The 18376-nt window shown below is 41.4% G+C and carries 13 protein-coding genes and 1 pseudogene; 10 read left to right on the top strand and 4 right to left on the bottom strand.

Features of this window, described 5'->3' with window-relative positions; all coding sequences use genetic code 11:
- Window positions 1-64 precede the first annotated feature (64 nt).
- Together amrB and IPH84_03050 are read left to right on the top strand one after the other, a co-directional pair.
- Window positions 65-1525, top strand: a complete 1461-nt coding sequence (gene amrB / locus IPH84_03055; GenBank protein ID MBK7172217.1) for an AmmeMemoRadiSam system protein B — start codon at window positions 65-67, stop codon at window positions 1523-1525.
- 193 nt (window positions 1526-1718) lie between these two features.
- Window positions 1719-2417 (top strand): ComF family protein, encoded by a 699-nt coding sequence (locus IPH84_03050; GenBank protein ID MBK7172216.1) that lies wholly within the window; start codon window positions 1719-1721, stop codon window positions 2415-2417.
- 62 nt (window positions 2418-2479) lie between these two features.
- On the opposite strand, the gene IPH84_03045 is transcribed toward IPH84_03050, so the two are convergent.
- Window positions 2480-5077 carry a lamin tail domain-containing protein gene (locus IPH84_03045; protein ID MBK7172215.1) on the bottom strand — a complete coding sequence of 866 codons (2598 nt, stop codon included), beginning with the start codon at window positions 5075-5077 and terminating at the stop codon, window positions 2480-2482.
- Between the two features lie 69 nt (window positions 5078-5146).
- Here IPH84_03045 and IPH84_03040 point away from each other — a divergent pair, with 69 nt between their 5' ends.
- Window positions 5147-6154, top strand: a complete 1008-nt coding sequence (locus tag IPH84_03040) for an aspartate-semialdehyde dehydrogenase (GenBank protein MBK7172214.1) — start codon at window positions 5147-5149, stop codon at window positions 6152-6154.
- A gap of 30 nt (window positions 6155-6184) precedes the next feature.
- The gene (locus IPH84_03035) at window positions 6185-7126 is read left to right on the top strand and encodes a bifunctional riboflavin kinase/FAD synthetase (protein ID MBK7172213.1); all 942 of its coding nucleotides are present in this window, start codon (window positions 6185-6187) and stop codon (window positions 7124-7126) included.
- A gap of 47 nt (window positions 7127-7173) precedes the next feature.
- On the opposite strand, the gene IPH84_03030 is transcribed toward IPH84_03035, so the two are convergent.
- The 3 genes from IPH84_03030 to IPH84_03020 form a co-directional block, all read right to left on the bottom strand.
- On the bottom strand, window positions 7174-7647 hold the full coding sequence (locus tag IPH84_03030; protein ID MBK7172212.1) for a hypothetical protein: 474 nt from the start codon (window positions 7645-7647) through the stop codon (window positions 7174-7176).
- 37 nt (window positions 7648-7684) lie between these two features.
- The gene (mnmA, locus tag IPH84_03025; GenBank protein ID MBK7172211.1) at window positions 7685-8749 is read right to left on the bottom strand and encodes a tRNA 2-thiouridine(34) synthase MnmA; all 1065 of its coding nucleotides are present in this window, start codon (window positions 8747-8749) and stop codon (window positions 7685-7687) included.
- 118 nt (window positions 8750-8867) lie between these two features.
- Window positions 8868-9830, bottom strand: coding sequence for an NAD-dependent epimerase/dehydratase family protein (locus tag IPH84_03020; protein MBK7172210.1), 963 nt, complete (start codon window positions 9828-9830; stop codon window positions 8868-8870).
- 299 nt (window positions 9831-10129) lie between these two features.
- Here IPH84_03020 and kbl point away from each other — a divergent pair.
- The 6 genes and pseudogenes from kbl (at window position 10130) to IPH84_02990 (ending at window position 18358) form a co-directional block, all read left to right on the top strand.
- Window positions 10130-11319 (top strand): annotated as a pseudogene (gene kbl, locus IPH84_03015) (glycine C-acetyltransferase).
- Between the two features lie 237 nt (window positions 11320-11556).
- Window positions 11557-12957: an MBL fold metallo-hydrolase gene (locus IPH84_03010; GenBank protein MBK7172209.1), complete on the top strand. Its 1401-nt coding sequence runs from the start codon at window positions 11557-11559 to the stop codon at window positions 12955-12957.
- Window positions 12958-13025: 68 nt separating this feature from the next.
- Entirely contained in the window at window positions 13026-13547 is a 522-nt protein-coding gene (locus IPH84_03005) for a hypothetical protein (GenBank protein MBK7172208.1), read from the top strand.
- A 163-nt stretch (window positions 13548-13710) separates the two neighbouring features.
- Window positions 13711-15141, top strand: coding sequence for a carbon starvation protein A (locus IPH84_03000; GenBank protein MBK7172207.1), 1431 nt, complete (start codon window positions 13711-13713; stop codon window positions 15139-15141).
- Between the two features lie 303 nt (window positions 15142-15444).
- The gene (locus tag IPH84_02995) at window positions 15445-16848 is read left to right on the top strand and encodes a tail fiber domain-containing protein (GenBank protein MBK7172206.1); all 1404 of its coding nucleotides are present in this window, start codon (window positions 15445-15447) and stop codon (window positions 16846-16848) included.
- Between the two features lie 40 nt (window positions 16849-16888).
- Window positions 16889-18358 carry a cysteine--tRNA ligase gene (locus IPH84_02990; protein MBK7172205.1) on the top strand — a complete coding sequence of 490 codons (1470 nt, stop codon included), beginning with the start codon at window positions 16889-16891 and terminating at the stop codon, window positions 18356-18358.
- Window positions 18359-18376: the final 18 nt, after the last annotated feature.

Below are 18376 nucleotides of genomic sequence, written 5' to 3'. Positions count from 1 at the left end.
AGCCTCAGTCATACTAATGAGCTTCCAGGCAAGTTGCTGTTTAAGAAATAATCAAGCAGAATTTATGAATCCTCCTGACTCCATCCTGATTGATAGAAAGCCAGCAGTAGCCGGCCAGTTTTATCCTGCAGAGGCAAAAAAACTGGAATTAATGGTGGCCGGTTATTTAAAAAAAATAAACATACCTTCTGATGCAGTTACAACCCAGGCTATTATTACCCCTCATGCAGGCTTTGTATTTTCCGGCCAGGTTGCTGCAGCCGCATTCAGGCAGATTGATCCCAATAAGGCATATAAAACAGTGTTCCTCATCGGGTGTAGTCATCGGTCCTCCTTTGCCGGGGGCTCTGTTTATACAGAGGGTAATTTCATAACTCCATTAGGCAAAGTGGAGGTAGATCTGGAATTGAGCAGACGTTTGGCTAAAGACAACCCATTTCTCTCCTTCAATCCTGCCTACCATAATGAAGAACACTGCCTTGAAGTACAATTACCCTTTTTACAACAAACCCTCTTAAAGCCTTTCAGGATTGTCCCTATTTTATTGGGGACCAGAGACAAATTAATTTGTAAGCGTATCGCAGAAACTTTAAAACCCTATTTCAGGGAGGAGAACCTGTTTATCATCAGCAGCGATTTCTCACATTATCCTTCCTATTCTGATGCCAACAAAGTGGATAAAGTGCTGGCTGATGCCATTCAAAGTAATGATCCGTCGGGATTTATCCTGGCCGAAGAATCCTGCCTGACAAAATCTATTCCCAACCTTGCCACAGGCTGTTGCTCATGGCCGGCTATACTGACATTGCTATACATGACCGAAAATGACACATCCATCGTTTATAAGCAAATTATGTATAGAAACTCGGGGGATTCTGATTATGGTGATCATGAAAAAGTTGTCGGATACCATGCCATCAGCATAAAACGTATGCCTAAAGATACCGGGTTCTCGCTGTCGAAAGAGGAACAACAAATGTTGCTTTCTATCGCACGCAATACCATTAAAGAGTATTTGAACAGTGAGAAAATCCTGAAAATTGATACAAGTTCCCTTTTGCCCGGATTAAAACAACTAGCCGGAGCCTTTGTAACTTTAAGGAAAAATGGATCGCTGCGAGGTTGTATTGGTCGGTTTGAATTCGACAAACCGCTTTTCCACATCGTTCAGGAAATGTCCGTTGCAGCTTCTGTAAGTGATTACCGCTTCTCACCCCTTGAACCTGAAGAGTTAGAAAGTACAGAACTGGAGATATCCGTTCTCACTCCTTTGAAAAAAATTCGCTCAATTAGTGAAATTCAGTTGGGACGAGATGGAATCTATATAAAAAAGGGAAATCTCTCAGGCACTTTTTTGCCCTCCGTTGCCACTGATACAAAATGGTCCCTGGAAGAATTCCTGGGTCATTGCTCCAGGGATAAAGCCGGAATTGGCTGGGATGGCTGGAAAGACAGAGATACTGAGATTTTCATTTACCAGGCTTTTAGTTTTGGGGGAAGGCAAATCTTTATAAGAAAAGCTTAAACCTTACTATACCAGAACTATTCGCTTATAAAATTTTGAGGCAGTGCTGAGTTACCTATCATTGCAATTCAGTATATTTGACTCTGTTTTTCAATTTGTCAATTCAAAATATTCAATTTTTATACCACTGTAATTCGCTGATTTATAATTTGTTTCTTTTCTATACCTGTTCAATTATTAAACTTTTCATCCGATGAAGCTAATCTCTTATGTTTCAGATTTTTTCTCATTACTCTATCCAAGGTTATGCCTTGCTTGTGGAAACTCTCTTTTTAAACACGAACAGGTACTATGCACTCAATGCCTTTTCGATCTTCCAAAGACAAATTACCATAAAGTCCTAGATAATCCATTGGACAAGATTTTCTGGGGCAGAGTACCTGTTTTCAGAACCGCAGCATTATACTTCTTTGTGAAAGGCGGTAAGGTTCAGCATTTAGTTCACCAACTTAAATACAAAGGAATGAAGGAAGCCGGAATTTATCCGGGAAAACTCCTTGGTAAAGAATTAATGCTGGAACAGGATTTTAAAAACATCGATGCGATAATTCCTGTACCACTTCACTGGAAAAAGTTTAAAAAAAGAGGATATAATCAAAGCGAACAATTTGCCATTGGACTGTCGGAGTCCACAGGAATACCAATAGATACAACATCTTTTATCCGAAGCGTTGCTACTGAAACACAGACCAGGAAAACCCGTTTTGCCCGTTTTGAAAATGTAAAAGAAATCTTTAAAGTCACAGATGTTTCAAAGTTGAGCAATAAACACATCTTGCTTGTTGATGATGTGATTACAACTGGATCCACTCTGGAATCCTGTGCCAATATTCTTCTGACAGTTCCGGGACTTAAAGTTAGCATCGCAGCCATTGCCTATGCTGTCGAATAATTCCTGAATTTATAAACCCGCTACCGCTAATGAGTTCTTTCCCGGGTATGATCTGGAAATTCTTATAAATATCCTGCCAGAACAGCTGTGCGGTTAAATTTTTTCAAATTCCCGCTCATATCAAATACTTCTACATGAACAATATAACGACCAATAATAGCTTTTTGCCTCCTGTTATCAATTCCATCCCAGGTCCAGCTTCCTTGTGAGCCACAAAGTTCATTGATAACCAGGTTCCTCACCAGAACTCCGCTGGCATCATAAATGGTCACAGTTGCATTATTTCCGGGAGACTCAAATGAATATGCAATTATGAGGTTGTCATCGCGACCATCATTATCAGGAGAGAAAATATTGGGCTCAAGAACGATAACATCCTTCATTTCAGGCAATTTCCCATATTGGGAATTCTGCAAAGCCGGAGTTGCAAATCCAGCACTTTCTGCTGCTGAATGCCAGTTCCTGCTATCAGATCCTGGTCGTTCAGGGTGTATCCTTTCCAGTGAAACGCCTTCATTATCAACCAGGAGCGGGTAGTGCATCTCTTCTGAATAGCACATCCAATCAATTAATTCACCTGTTTCCCTTAGCAGGGAAATTGCCCCCTCATCATTCCCCATAGCGGGGAGTGATTCAACCTGGATAAGCCCGGCCGGGTTCCTGGAGGAGTGACATCGCTGAAGAGTAGACGTATCCGTTGTAAATACAATATATTCCCCTGGGAAAATCAACCTGGATTCTACCTGTAATTCTGACACACCTGATGAAATTCCAGACAATGTATCATACTCACCCAGTGTTAGTTCCGAGAGATCCAACACTTTTTGGGAACGGTTAAAAATTTCAATAAAATCACTGCAACCTTCTGCAGGATTAAAAAGTATTTCATTGATAACAAGGTCATTGCCTGATGTTTTTTCAGGTAAGGCAAACCGGGTCACCAAACCTGTATCCATGCGATTGCCGGAACAATCCTCAAAGAATCCCTGGAAGGTGATGGTATAAATTTTCCCTCTGCTGATTACTTCAGGCAGGTTCAACACAACCTGTTTGAATTCCGGACTCACAGCTACTGCAGATATTGGATAACCTATACCCTGATCTATACTATAATTCATGGTTTGCGAGAGTACCAGGCTATCCATGCTTTCAGAAAACCTGACGGAGACATTAAGGGAATCCATGATTCCTACAGCCGAGACTGTCGGATTCTGTAAATCAGGATTAGGCCGGGAAACAGAATTTATCTCCCCGGGCGTCCCTCCCCGGTCATCAGTGGAAGCCATCCAGTTTCTATCTGCACCACAGGGATTCAAAGGATCTATTTGTTCCAATGACCACCCCCCTTGTTGCTTAAAATCATTCTTATACCAATGATCCTGATAAGAAACTGAATGAATCGTTGCATTGTAAGGACTCCTCAGCGTTATTTCAGCCCCTGTATTTGACAACGAGAATGATGTAAAGCCATTAACCATTGCAAAAGGTGCCAGTTCAGCAGAGGCTCCGTCGTCGCATAGAAGAATAAATCCTTTTGGAGATATTGTTTTCGTAGATAGTTCCTTAACGGTATTTCCAATACTGATACTCCAGCCGGTCAGATCAATTTTAAAATCCGAATTGTTGAAAAGTTCAATATACTCATAGCCCGGCAATCCCACAGGAGGATCCGGGTCAGCCATGATTTCATTAATCAGCAAATCAAATCGGTGCGGTACATGCCATGTGAAATTAAGCATAGTGTCCTCCATATAGTTGCCATAAAGGTCAGTAATGCCCTTTGCACTAAGAACATAGACGGAATCCTCCTTGAATGCCTTGCTGAATGCAAGAAAAAGCTGCGCATGATCATAGGGATCTCGTTCAGCAAGGATGGGACTTCCCATTCCTTTATCAACATTGAACATGGAAAGTTCATTCATGTTAACAGGACTGATCGGTTCACTGAAAATCAATTTCAGGCTGTTGGATGAAAGAGCGGTAACCTCATAAAGCAAAGGAGGAACATCGTCTAACAGGATATTTCCAGCATAGAAGTCATCAAATACAAACTTTGTACTATTACTGGAAGTGTATTTGCAAAGCAGACCAAACCAATTTCCATTGATGAAAGAGGTATCAGTCGCTGATGCTTCGGGAAGATATTCCTCGCCTCCGGATGGATCTGCAAAAATTGACCATTTGCCATTATTTTCATGAATGACTTTGATCTTAATAGTAAAAGAAGATGCCAGTAATCCGACACTTCCCCGGCATAAGGAAACGGATTGACTCCCTGATTGACGGAAAAGTTCGATCGCGTCACCAGATCCTGATTCTCCTAACTTCAGGTAATAGCCGTTAACATCAGATTCAAGATTGGGCTGATCAGAAATAAGGTAAACTTTACAATAATTATTATCACTGGGACTAAAGCTCATTTTCACCCAAAATGACCATTCCATCTCCTGGTTTGTTATACATTCAGAAGAAAGATGAGATACACCCTCTCCGGAAGCATTTATTTGTAGTTGCATACTGCTGTTGACTTTGAAGTCAGTGGAGTCGCCCACCCAAACAGGCTGGGATGTAAAATTACCATCGCCGAATGAATCATTCCATTGGGCTTTCATCATCCCCGGAAACAGGATGAGAAACAATAAAACACAAGTGTTCTTCATTTTAAGGCTCCTTACGATTAATTTAAATATCCTAAATTTGCAATCTGAAAAAAAATATCCCTAGTCAATATGAAAATAGCAGTAGTTGGAGCAACAGGCTTAGTAGGTGGAGTGATGTTGAAGGTACTTGAGGAAGGCAGATACCTTCCATTTGATAAAATTACGGAAATTATTCCAGTTGCATCAGAAAAATCTGTTGGGAAGGAGATTCATTTCAACAATATGCCTTATAAAATAGTTGACATGAAGGAAGCTATTTCGAGGAAACCTGACATTGCTATCTTTTCCGCCGGCGGATCTATTTCAAGGGAATTTGCCCCTGCTTTTGCCAAAGTGGGTACCACTGTTATTGATAATAGCTCAGCCTGGAGGATGGATGCTGATATTCCACTGATTGTGCCGGAAATAAATGCATCTATTTTAAAAGCTTCTGATAAAATTATTGCCAATCCGAACTGCTCAACCATCCAGATGGTATTGGCCCTGGCCCCTTTACACCGGGCATTTGGGATCAAAAGAGTGGTGGTTTCTACCTATCAATCAGTTACAGGAACCGGTCAAAAAGCTGTTCAACAACTTAAAAATGAACGTTCGGGGGTAAATGGTGAACGCGTATATCCCCATCCTATCGACCTGAATCTATTTCCTCATGGAGGTACCTTTGAAGCCAATGGATATACTTCGGAGGAGACGAAACTTGTAAATGAAACCCGGAAAATTCTCGGTGACAACAATATAGGAGTAACTGCAACAGTTGTGAGGGTCCCTGTAACCGGGGGGCACTCCGAAGCTGTAAATGTTGAGTTTGAAAAGGAATTTGAAATAGCATCCATTCTAAAACTCCTTTCATCTTCAAAGGGTATTATTGTCCAGGATGAACCTGATAAATCGATTTACCCTATGCCCAAATATGCAGAGAACAGGGATGAGGTATTTGTTGGAAGAATCCGGCGTGATGAATCCCGGCCTAACACTATCAATCTTTGGATAGTAGCTGATAACCTGAGGAAAGGTGCTGCAACCAATGCAGTACAAATTGCTGCATACCTGGTAGATAATGAGTTGGTCAATGGTTAGTGTCCCATAAACCCCAGAACCTGATTTCTTGTGAGGATTTATACTTCCATTTCTGATTTTCATTCTCATTGCCGTCCGGTAGTGACAGTAGGAGTTTTCGACGGTGTACATAAGGGGCATCTTGAGATTCTTAACAGGCTCATTACTTCAGCATCTGAAAATCATTGTGAATCCGCTGTGATTACTTTTGAACCACATCCAAGGCTGGTACTGGGGAATGTATCCGATGTTCGTTTGCTGCAATCCCTGGATGAAAAAATTGAGCGCTTTCGTGAGGCAGGAATCGATATCCTTCTGGTAATTCCTTTCGATACAGCATTTTCAACACTTACACCTTCCGATTTTATTAAAAATGTCCTTGTAGATAAAATCATGATTAGTAAGGTGATCATGGGGTATGATCATTTTTTTGGACGCGACCGAATGGGTGATTTTACGCTTCTTGAAGAAATGGGAGCACAATATGATTTCACGGTTGAACAGGTTGAACCAATAGAACATTGTCATCAGATAGTGAGTTCATCTGCTATCCGTGAAGCTCTGTTGGAAGGAAACGTAGCCAGGGCTAACTGTCTGCTGGGTTATAAATATTCAATCAGGGGCCGTGTTGTAAGGGGAAACCAAATAGGCAAACTTATCGGGTTTCCAACAGCCAATATTCAACCCTATGATAAACACAAACTCATTCCCTCTCTCGGAGTTTATGCTTCTCAGATTAAGTGGAACGGAAACGTATACCAGGGAATGAGCAATATAGGCATTCGTCCGACCATAGATGCAAATCGCCTGACTGTTGAAGTAAATATTTTCAATTTTAGTGAGGAGATATACTCAGAAGCGATCAGCCTCTATTTCCTCGAGAGAATCCGGGATGAAAAACGGTTTGGGGGGTTGGAACAATTAAAGGAACAACTTTTCAAAGATCAGATTGAGGTTGCAAGGTTCTTCGAAAACCTTGGGTCAAAAAATTAATTTTGTCACAAACCGGGGAAAGATTTCCTTCAAAAGAGGTCGCAATTTTAATGCTCAACCTTTTCCACAATAACACCAATTTCAGCGATTCCCTGGGTTTGGATTTTGGGGATCATGTTTTCAATGCTAAGCTTGCAGCTACCTTTTCCTGACATTCTCAGTTCTTTCCACAACACCGATTTGATAATCAGTGGTTTTCCTTCTTCCTTGCCGATAAATTTATTGTCTTGCTTTACCGGGATCTTAATTTCATTCATCCGCTCTTCACCAGAAGGTGTAGTAATAATCACATACACTGGCATGGTGGAATATTCATACTTTTCAGTGGGTTTAAGAATCAGGGAGATCGAATAATCCGATTCTTCCGGTTCCATCGGAATAGTGAAAACCACCTGGTTAAACCGGTCCCAGGTATTATTATCAAATTTATGATACTTCTCAAATACAGGGCCCTTATTAGCGCATGAAGCAATGATCAGGACGAATCCAATGAGAAGCCCTATAAATCCTGTTCTTTTCATAAAGAGATGTTTTCTTGTTTACAATTATAATACTTAGTTAATCAATAACTCCGCTTCCCAGGCAGATTTCATGCTCCTTGTCGTAGATTACACCAAATTGTCCGGCAGCGATTCCTGCGACAGGTTTTTCAGATTGCAGGATCCAATGATCTCCATGATAAGTTAAACTACCTTTAGAGAACTCGGGTGTGTGCCTGATTTTAAAGGTAACCGGATGGGGGCCAGATTGATTGAGCCATGGATTTGATGTGATAAAGTTCAAATCAACCAGCCTGATCTTGTCACCATATTGGGATAAAGGATCGTATCCGTTTGAAACATAGATAATATTCTCATCGATATCCTTTTTGACAACAAACCAGGGTCCCTGGCCGAGACCCAATCCTTTTCTTTGTCCGATGGTATGAAACCAGAATCCCTTGTGTTTTCCCAAAAATTTCCCGGTTTCGAGCTCTATGATCTTTCCTTCCTTTTCTCCAATATATTTCCTTAGAAAATCAACATAATTTACTTTTCCCAGGAAGCATATTCCCTGGCTGTCGCGGCGGTGGGCGCTGGGCATTCCCACTTCATGGGCAATAGCTCTTACTTCCTGTTTTAGTAGATTACCAACCGGGAACATCAATTTTTTGACCTGGTTATAGGTAATCTGGGCAAGGAAATCTGTCTGGTCCTTGATCGGGTCTTTGGCTGTCCCTAACCAGGAAAGACCTTCCTTTTCAACAATTGTGGCATAATGCCCTGTTGAGATTTTGTCGAAATCTTTTCCCCAATGATTTTCAAACTCCCCAAACTTGATAAGCCGATTGCACATCACATCAGGGTTTGGGGTTAACCCTTTCCTTACAGCATCAAGGGTATAGGCCATTACATTATCCCAATACTCCTTGTGCAAAGGCACAACCTCCATTTTTAGTCCAAAATGCCTTGCTAACCAGGTAGTGAGTTCAATATCTTCTTCTGATGCGCAATCCATAAAGCCTTCCTCTTCCTTCATACCAATCCGGATATAAAAGATCGTAGGTTCATACCCCATTTCCTTCAACAGGTACAACATTACGGAGCTGTCGACTCCACCCGATACCAGGGCGGCAATTTGCATATTTCAGATTTTGGCTGCAAAATTACTCCAAATACTCACAAAAAATAAAGTTCATTCAAGGCAAGGGCATTAAAATAAAGAAGCCCGGAAAACCGGGCTCCTGTATTCAACTGGCAGATTATATTAAACCTTTTTCTTTCTTTTCATTGATTGCGCGAATCATATCAATGGTCATTTTCTCAAGATTCCACTGAGGATTCCAGCCCCATTCTTTTCGGGCACAGCTATCATCCATACTATTTGGCCAGGAATTGGCAATTCCTTGTTTCATAGGGTCAACCTGGTAATCCATTGTGAAGGACGGGATATGTTTCCTGATTTCTTTAGCAATGATTTCCGGATCAAAACTCATGGCAGTAACATTGAAGGCATTGCGATGAACCAGTTTTGAAGGATCGGCTTCCATAAGATCTATTGCTGCATTGATTGCATCAGGCATATACATCATATCGAGGAATGTTCCGGCTCCAAGTGGACAGGTGTATTTCTGGGATTTTATTGCTTCATAATAAATTTCAACGGCATAATCAGTAGTACCTCCACCTGGTAAAGTAACATTGGAAATAATTCCGGGATAACGGACCGAACGGGTATCTACTCCAAATCTTTTGTAATAATAATCGCTGAGTAATTCACCGGCAACTTTGGAAACACCGTACATTGTACCAGGACGCATAATGGTATCTTGTGGTGTATTGTCCAATGGAGTACTGGATCCGAAGGCTCCGATTGAGCTAGGTGTAGAAACTGCACAATTGAATTCCCTGGCTACTTCAAGGCAGTTCATTAATCCGCCAATTCCAGTATTCCAGGCAACGAGAGGTTTACTTTCACCAACAGCCGATAAAATTGCTGCAAGGTTATAAATAGTATCAATTTTGTACTTCTTGACGATATCGGCAATTTGCTGTGCATTGGTAGCATCCACGATTTCTGCCGGGCCAGATTCCAATAGCTCACCAGTAGGCTTTGTTGATCTGAAGCCTGCCACTACATTTGCATTTCCATAACGTTTACGAAGCTCCATGGTGAGCTCTGAACCTATTTGTCCTACTGAACCGATGACAAGAATGTTTTTCATGAGAATTAATTTGTATGGTTTATTGTTATATGATTCACAATGCGGGGCAAAATTAATGAAATTTGGATTGCTTCAACCTAATTATCCAATCTCTTGAGAAATATTGTAATATGCTATTTATAAGATACTTATAAAACACAATTCTAATTATGAAGAAGAATTTCAGGGCTAATATCCGACAAGATTTTTATTATGATCAATTTAACTTTAATACCCCGGCAGATAATAACAAATATTTATCTTTGCGCCACTGTTAATCAATAAACAATAGAGTTTAACCCCATAAAAAAGACATTGTTATGTACGATCGCATGCAATCCCATCTTCAGAAAGAGCTTACCGACATTAAGGAAGCTGGTTTATTTAAAAACGAAAGAGTAATTACCTCCCACAGGGTGCTGAGATTACCGTCAATTCCGGAGCTGAAGTACTGAATTTTTGTGCCAATAATTACCTTGGTTTGTCAAATAACCCCAAATTGATTGCAGCGGCTAAGGAAGCTCTTGATTCACACGGATATGGGTTGTCATCTGTCCGTTTTATCTGTGGAACCCAGGATTTGCATAAAAAACTGGAAGCCAAGATTGCAGAATTTTTTGGCACAGAAGATACTATTCTTTATGCTGCCTGTTTTGATGCTAACGGTGGCGTTTTTGAACCCCTGCTTGGAGAAGAAGATGCAATTATTTCAGATGCTCTGAACCATGCTTCAATTATTGATGGAGTGCGTTTATGCAAGGCTGTACGGTACCGTTATGCCAATGCTGACATGGCAGACCTTGAAGAACAACTCAAACAGGCTCAGGCTCAACGATTCAGGCTTATCGTTACCGATGGTGTCTTTTCAATGGATGGCAATGTAGCTAAAATGGATAAAATCTATGAACTGGCACAGAAATACGATGCTATGATCATGGTAGATGAGTGCCATTCGGCAGGTGTAGTTGGACAAACAGGTCGTGGGGTTACTGAACTTCATAACCTTCGCGGTAAAATCGAAATTATCACAGGTACCCTGGGTAAAGCTTTCGGTGGTGCAATTGGTGGATTTACAACAGGCAAGAAGGAAATTATTGACCTTTTACGCCAGCGTTCACGCCCATATCTTTTCTCAAACTCTATCCCTCCAATGGTAGCAGCCGCCGGGATAAAGATGTTTGATATGATGAGTGAAACCAATGAACTCCAGGATAAACTGCATACCAATACTGCATATTTTTCAACCAAAATGGTTGAAGCCGGATTTGATGTTAAACCTACACAAAGTGCAATCTGCGCTGTAATGCTCTATGATGCAAAACTTAGCCAGGAAATGGCCGCTAAACTCCTAAACGAGGGGATCTATGTAATTGGATTCTACTATCCTGTTGTACCTAAAGGGCAAGCACGAATCCGGGTTCAGATATCTGCAGCTCACGAACGTGAACATCTTGATAAATGTATTGCTGCATTTACTAAAGTCGGAAAAGAATTAGGCGTATTAAAATAATCTGACGAGTAATCCATTTACAATTCAGGTGCTCGCATAACCAACCGCAAGTTAAGTGTGAGAAAGCTGCTTTTTGGCAGCTTTCTCTGTTTTCCGGTTAAAACAAGTGCATTGTGAGCCGGGAACTTTAGACCTGATAAACCATATTCATGGAACAATAGATGGGGTATGCTGATTTTAAGTAAGTTTGAATACGATAAACTCTTATAATTTTTCCCAATAAACAGAATTACTACTATGAAAATCAAATTTCTGGGTGCAGCAAGAGAAGTAACAGGAAGTAAACATCTTATCACAACCGGGCAAGGCAAAAAAATACTCCTGGATTGCGGGATGTTCCAGGGGAAGGGAATGGAAACTGATGCCATGAACAGGAATCTCGGGTTTGACCCTTCCGAAATTGATCATATTATTCTAACACATGCACATATTGATCATTCCGGGCTTATTCCTTTTGTTTATAAATTGGGATTCAGGGGGTCAGTAATTTGCACAAATGCTACCAGGGATTTATGCGCTATCATGCTAGCCGATAGTGGTCATATCCAGGAACATGATGTAAAATGGTTCAATAAAAGAAGAACCGACAAGGGATTAGACCCTGTTGAGCCAATTTATACTGAAAGCGAAGCAAAGCTATGCATGGAATTATTTATCGGGATCGCTTACAACCGAAAACTGAAAATTGATGAGAATACCACTGTAAAGTTTATCAATACCGGCCATATGCTTGGAAGTGGTGTTGCTTTTTTAGAAATTACAGAAAATGGCATCACCACACGACTGGCATATACAGGTGATATTGGACGTCCTGAAAACAGGATATTAAAATCACCTCAACCTTTTCCGCAATGCGACTACCTGATAACTGAGTCCACTTATGGCAACAGACTTCACCCAAAGATGCAGGAAGCAGAAACGGAGTTGCTTCGTGTAATCAGGGAAACATGCGTAGAAAAGGGCGGGAAGGTCATCATTCCATCATTTGCTATCGGAAGAACTCAGGAAGTTGTTTATGCTTTGAATAACTTTTTCAATGAGGGGAAACTGCCTAAAATCAACATCTATGTGGACAGCCCACTTGCGGTAAATGCAACAGAAATCTTCCGGATGCATACTGACAACCTGAATGATGATGTACATGATGTGATGATTCACGACTCAGATCCTTTTGGTTTTGGCTCATTATTTTACCTGAAACGCCCGGAAGAGTCGAAACGGCTCAATTCAAATAAAAATCCATGTGTAATCATCTCTGCATCAGGAATGATGGAAGCCGGCCGGATCAAACATCATTTAGCCAATAATATAGAAAATCCTTTAAACACCATTCTTGCCGTAGGGTATTGTTCTCCTTCAACCCTGGGAGCAAGGATTTTATCCGGTACAGATATGGTTTCCATTTTTGGAGTCAAACATCCGGTGAGAGCAACTGTTGAGCGCATTGAAGCCTTCTCCGGTCATGGTGATTACCAGGAAATGATCGATTATTTAGGTTGCCAGGATCCCAAACAGATCAAACAGGTATTCCTGGTCCATGGAGAGTATGAATCCCAGGAATTCTACAGCAGAAAATTATACGAAAACGGATTCCGGCAAATCACAATACCAGCTGCCGGTACCGAAATAAATCTATAAACTTCATCAGGCCAGTAAGTTGCTTTCAGGATGTTTTTTTTGTACCTTTAGAAAAACAACTGAATCTCATGAGATCATTAACCCAATTAGTTGGCTTGCCTTTACAATGGCGGCAGCCTCACCTGATGGCACCGGCATTTGAACTCAAATATAGCGAAGAGGTTCTGGCCACTTTAGTTTTCAAAAACAGTTTTGGATCCCTGGCTGAAGGTACGATTGCTGAAGGCACCTGGACATTCAAGCGAGAGGGATTCCTTAATACTCACGTCACTGTCAGGTTGAAAGATAACCCCACGAATATGGGAATCTTTAGAAATAATACCTGGAGTGGTGGGGGTACGCTTCAACTGGCCGACGGCAGGCTTTTTCAGGCTAACTCAAACTTCTGGCATTCACAATTTGAATTTACCAATGAAGCCGGTATGGCTCTCATTCGTTACACAAACATTAGTGGATTTAAACTTCATTCCCAATTAGATATTCTGAAACCCGCTGCAGAAACACCGGAAATGCCCTGGATGGTGGTTTTGGGATGGTACCTGGCTGTAATGACCAGTCGTGACGGGGAGATGGTTGCTGCTTTATTCTAATTTTCCCAGTTATCTTTATTCAACCCGGGAATCTGTCAGCTATTCCCTTAAACAGCTGTTTTCTTATAAACCAACGGTTGGTAACTATTGTTCCAGCCCATTCTACCATTAAACAGAATTATTATTTTTGAGGTAAAATCGCGAATTTAATAGGGCCCTGTTAATGATTACATTCTTTTTTTCAATCTTTCTTTTGATTGCCGGCTACTTCCTTTATGGAAAATTTATTGAGCGAGTGTTTGGCATTAATACCAGCCGTAAAACACCCGCTGAAACCATGAATGATGGCGTGGATTTTGTCCCTATGAAGTGGGGTAAAATCTTCCTTATCCAATTTCTCAATATAGCAGGTCTTGGACCTATTTTTGGCGCAATAGCAGGTGCTGCATGGGGTCCTGTTGCTTTCCTTTGGATTGTACTGGGATGCATTTTTGCCGGAGCGGCGCATGATTATTTCTCGGGAATGATGTCGTTAAGAATGAATGGCCTCAGTATCCCTGAAATCGTTGGGAAAATCATGGGGAATGGCACAAAACAGTTTATGAGGGTTTTTACTGTAGCGATGATGATATTAGTTGGAGCGGTTTTCATTATAGGCCCGGCTAAAATCCTGACTGGGCTTACTCCGGGATTCATGGATGTGACAAAATGGGCTGTCCTGATTTTTATCTATTATGTCCTGGCTACTTTGATCCCTATTGATAAACTTATAGGAAGGATCTATCCTTTTTTTGGGTTTGCCATGTTATTCATGGCTGTCGGTATTGCCGGAACAATGATATTCAATGGCTTACCTATTCCAGAACTCTCTCTTAAAAATATGAATGCCCAGGCAGAAACATTCCCAATTTTCCCAATGCTGTTTGTCACCATCGCCTGCGGGGCCATTTCAGGCTTTCACTCCACACAGTCACCATTGATGGCAAGGTGCATAACCAATGAGAAATATGGCAGAAGAGTGTTTTATGGTGCTATGATCACTGAAGGCCTGGTGGCGCTTATTTGGGCTGCAGTTGCCATGAGTTTCTTTGGAGGGGTAAGGCAATTAAACGGGGTGCTGGCCGAACATCATGGAAATGCAGCCTGGATTGTTAATGAAATCTCAAATTCACTATTGGGTAAATTTGGTGGCGTTTTAGCTATCATTGGGGTAGTTGCCGCACCCATAACATCCGGGGATACTGCTTTCAGGTCTGCACGTCTCATTGTAGCCGATTTCATAAACCTGCGCCAGGATATCATCAGGAACAGGTTATACATTACAGTCCCCCTGTTTATCTTAGGTTTTTTACTCACTCAGGTGGATTTCTCCATCATCTGGAGGTACATGGCATGGTCAAACCAAACTTTGGCAACGATTGTACTATGGACAATCACTGTTTATCTTTTCAAAGAGAGAAAGCTATACTGGGTAATGCTAATTCCGGCAGTTTTTATGACGGCTGTTGTAACCTCTTATATTGTAGTTGCTCCGGAAGGCTTATCACTAAAACCGGCAATTGGTAATATCACGGGGGCTTCGATTGCTTTTCTTAGCCTAATGGCATTTATTATGTATGTAACTAAGAGCAAGACCTCCCTTGAAAAGAAATAACTAAAACACTGATTGAAAGCGTTTCCGGTTAAACCTGCTGGACCGTGACCCCTAGCAGATCAATTCCAGGTCAGTGCAGAAAAAAGTAAAATTACTCAGCCTTTAAGTGGTTCAGTAATATTTGTCTGCCATTTTAATAGCTTTTCGCATTTCTAAGGACTCCGAACAACTTAATCGGTTCTCTGTTAATATCAAGTCAGAGAATAACAGGAAAAACAGCATTATACTATATCACTGTATATGATTGTCATTTCTGAAAAATCATCTCCATCATTTATTGGCTATAACCTTAAACCCTTTATCATGAAGAAGATTTTCGCTTTAATTTTAATATTGACAGGTTTCAGCGCTTTTTCCCAGGTAGCCATTAATCTGGACGGCAGTCTTCCGTCAGCCTCGGCTATGTTCGACATTAAAAGCACTAATAAAGGCCTTTTAATTCCGAGAATGACAACCGCACAACGGACTGCCATTGCAGCTCCTGCCGAAGGGCTAATGGTTTATGACCTAACTACCGGAACATTCTGGTTCTATAAATCTGCAACATGGACCGAGCTTACCTCATCACCTTCATACTGGCAACCCTCGGGAAGTAATATTTACTATTCAACAGGTAATGTTGGCATTGGAGATGCTACGCCTGCTTCTCTTTTTACAGTCGGCAATGGAGAAAAGTTCCAGGTGGAAGGAACAAAGGGGACCGTCAGCTTCACCGATGATGAAGCCAGTATTCGTTTCCCGGCAACAGCCGGCATAAATAGCCCAATGATTTATATGTTTTCATCCGGAACACAAAACACTGACAGGATGGTAATTAGCCATTCACCTGGTTTCCCTTCATGGGGAATTGAGTATAAGGATACTACCGATGTAATGTATTTCAGATCCTCTTCAGGTAGAAAGTTTGCCTTTGAACTGAGTTCCGGCCATATGGGAATTGGCCTTGAAAATCCTTCCTTCCCCCTTGACATTGTTGGAAGAGCTCGATTTAGGTCAGATGGGAATATCAATAATTCACCCGGAATGTGGTTTTCTGCCCTGGATAACGAATTTGACAGGGCTTTCCTTGGAATGTCAAAACCTGACTCTACCCTCGGTATTTATAGTCAGAATCTTGGAAAATGGGGGATTGAATTCGAGGTAATGCGTGAGCCACGAATTGGAATTAACAATGTGGCTATCGGACATCCTCCCAGGGCTGAATTGCATGTTGTTCATACTAACTTTGGTGGCAGTAATGATGGGGTGAGAATTCAAAATGAAGGCGCTAATGGCCATTATTGGAATCTGTATTCAGCCAACACTACAGGATTCTTTGAGTTTTATCACACCGGCATTAAACGTGCTACCATTGACCCAGCTTCCGGCGCCTATACTGCAGTATCAGACGAAAGTCTTAAAACCAATATTAACACCCTTGGGACTGTATTGTCCTCAGTGAAAAAACTCCAGGCAAAAACCTACCAGTTTAAAGATGTGGAATCTGATAAGAGCTACACCGGCTTTATCGCTCAGGAATTGCAGGAGCTGTTTCCTCAATTTGTTTACTATGGTGGCGACAATCAGGTTCTATATACTGTGGACTACGCCGGTATGAGTGTTATAGCTTTGAAAGCTGTTCAGGAACAACAGGAAATAATTGAATCCCTGCAGGCGCAAATCGAAGACCTCAAGGCTAAACTCAACAATTTACAGACAGCTCGCTAAATAGTCGTATTTTGATACCTTTGCACTCTATTTCAGAGTCATGGAAAATACGCTCTTTTTATACAATACTTTAAGCCGCACAAAGGAAAAGTTTGTCCCGATTCATGAAGGACATGTTGGAATGTATGTTTGCGGTCCAACCGTTTATGGGGATGCTCATTTAGGTCACTCACGTCCGGCAGTCACCTTTGATATTGTCTTCCGCTATTTGCTTCACCTTGGTTATAAGGTAAGGTATGTAAGAAACATTACCGATGTTGGGCATCTTGAGAATGATGCCGATGAAGGGGAAGATAAAATTGCAAAAAAAGCGCGGCTTGAAGAACTCGAACCGATGGAAGTGGTGCAGTTTTATAGCGACAGGTATCATGAATTTATTGAAAAGCTGAATGTTAAAAAGCCCAGTATCGAGCCCAGGGCTTCAGGGCATATCATTGAACAGATTGCAATGATTCAACAAATTCTGGATGCCGGATTTGCCTATGAAAGCAAGGGTTCTGTTTATTTTGATGTTGCAAAGTATAATAAAGAAAACAGATATGGGATTCTGAGTGGCAGGATACTAGAAGACTTGCTCTCTAATACCCGCGACTTGGATGGTCAGGACGAAAAACGCAATAGTTTCGATTTTGCCCTCTGGAAAAAAGCACAACCGGAGCATATTATGCGCTGGCCTTCACCCTGGAGTGACGGATTTCCCGGTTGGCATATGGAATGTTCAGCAATGAGTGCCAAATACCTGGGAGAGCAATTCGATATTCACGGAGGAGGTATGGATTTACTTTTCCCGCATCACGAATCAGAAATCGCACAAAGTACCGTTTGCCATCATAAAACCCCGGCCCGATACTGGCTGCATAACAATATGATTACCATTAACGGGCAGAAGATGGGAAAATCACTGGGGAATTTCATTACCCTGGAAGAATTCTTCTCCGGCACACATCCCTCCCTGGAAAAGGCTTACAGCCCAATGACCATCAGGTTTTTTATCCTAATGGCTCATTACCGCAGTCCCCTTGACTTCAGTAATGAGGCATTGCAGGCAGCCGAAAAAGGATTCTCTAAAATGATGAAGGCATTGCTTCTCCTGAAAAAACTGGCTCCTTCCGACACATCATCCGTTAATGTCGATGATTTGGCGAGCAAGTGCTATGAAGCAATGAATGATGACCTTAACACACCCATTGTAATTGCCAATCTATTTGAAGGGGTAAGAATTATCAATTCAGTCAATGATAAGAAGGAAATGCTGACAGCAAGTGATATTGAAAAACTGACAAGCCTACTGACTTCCTTCATCTTCGATATCCTGGGACTGATTCCTGAAACCGACAACTCAGCAAGTAATGAATTGGTTGATGGTTTAATGAAACTTATCCTTGAAATAAGGGCTAATGCCCGTACAAACAAGGACTGGCCTACCAGCGACCAAATCAGGGACAGCCTGGTCGGATTAAAAATTTCCGTAAAAGACACCAAGGAGGGAGTAACCTGGAGTGTGGAATAGTTAAAAAATCTTTCAGTA

This window comes from Bacteroidales bacterium, assembly GCA_016707785.1.
GTDB lineage: Bacteria > Bacteroidota > Bacteroidia > Bacteroidales > UBA4417 > UBA4417.
This window is presented reverse-complemented; position numbering and strand designations above follow the sequence as displayed.

Bases quoted from the DNA above. Each gene is read 5' to 3' on its own strand.
- amrB (MBK7172217.1), top strand. From the start codon at position 65: ATGAATCCTCCTGACTCCATCCTGATTGATAGAAAGCCAGCAGTAGCC.
- IPH84_03005 (MBK7172208.1), top strand. From the start codon at position 13,026: ATGAGATCATTAACCCAATTAGTTGGCTTGCCTTTACAATGGCGGCAG.
- IPH84_03000 (MBK7172207.1), top strand. From the start codon at position 13,711: ATGATTACATTCTTTTTTTCAATCTTTCTTTTGATTGCCGGCTACTTC.
- IPH84_03040 (MBK7172214.1), top strand. From the start codon at position 5,147: ATGAAAATAGCAGTAGTTGGAGCAACAGGCTTAGTAGGTGGAGTGATG.
- IPH84_03020 (MBK7172210.1), bottom strand. From the start codon at position 9,830: ATGAAAAACATTCTTGTCATCGGTTCAGTAGGACAAATAGGTTCAGAG.
- IPH84_02995 (MBK7172206.1), top strand. From the start codon at position 15,445: ATGAAGAAGATTTTCGCTTTAATTTTAATATTGACAGGTTTCAGCGCT.
- IPH84_03045 (MBK7172215.1), bottom strand. From the start codon at position 5,077: ATGAAGAACACTTGTGTTTTATTGTTTCTCATCCTGTTTCCGGGGATG.
- IPH84_03010 (MBK7172209.1), top strand. From the start codon at position 11,557: ATGAAAATCAAATTTCTGGGTGCAGCAAGAGAAGTAACAGGAAGTAAA.
- IPH84_02990 (MBK7172205.1), top strand. From the start codon at position 16,889: ATGGAAAATACGCTCTTTTTATACAATACTTTAAGCCGCACAAAGGAA.
- mnmA (MBK7172211.1), bottom strand. From the start codon at position 8,749: ATGCAAATTGCCGCCCTGGTATCGGGTGGAGTCGACAGCTCCGTAATG.
- IPH84_03030 (MBK7172212.1), bottom strand. From the start codon at position 7,647: ATGAAAAGAACAGGATTTATAGGGCTTCTCATTGGATTCGTCCTGATC.
- IPH84_03050 (MBK7172216.1), top strand. From the start codon at position 1,719: ATGAAGCTAATCTCTTATGTTTCAGATTTTTTCTCATTACTCTATCCA.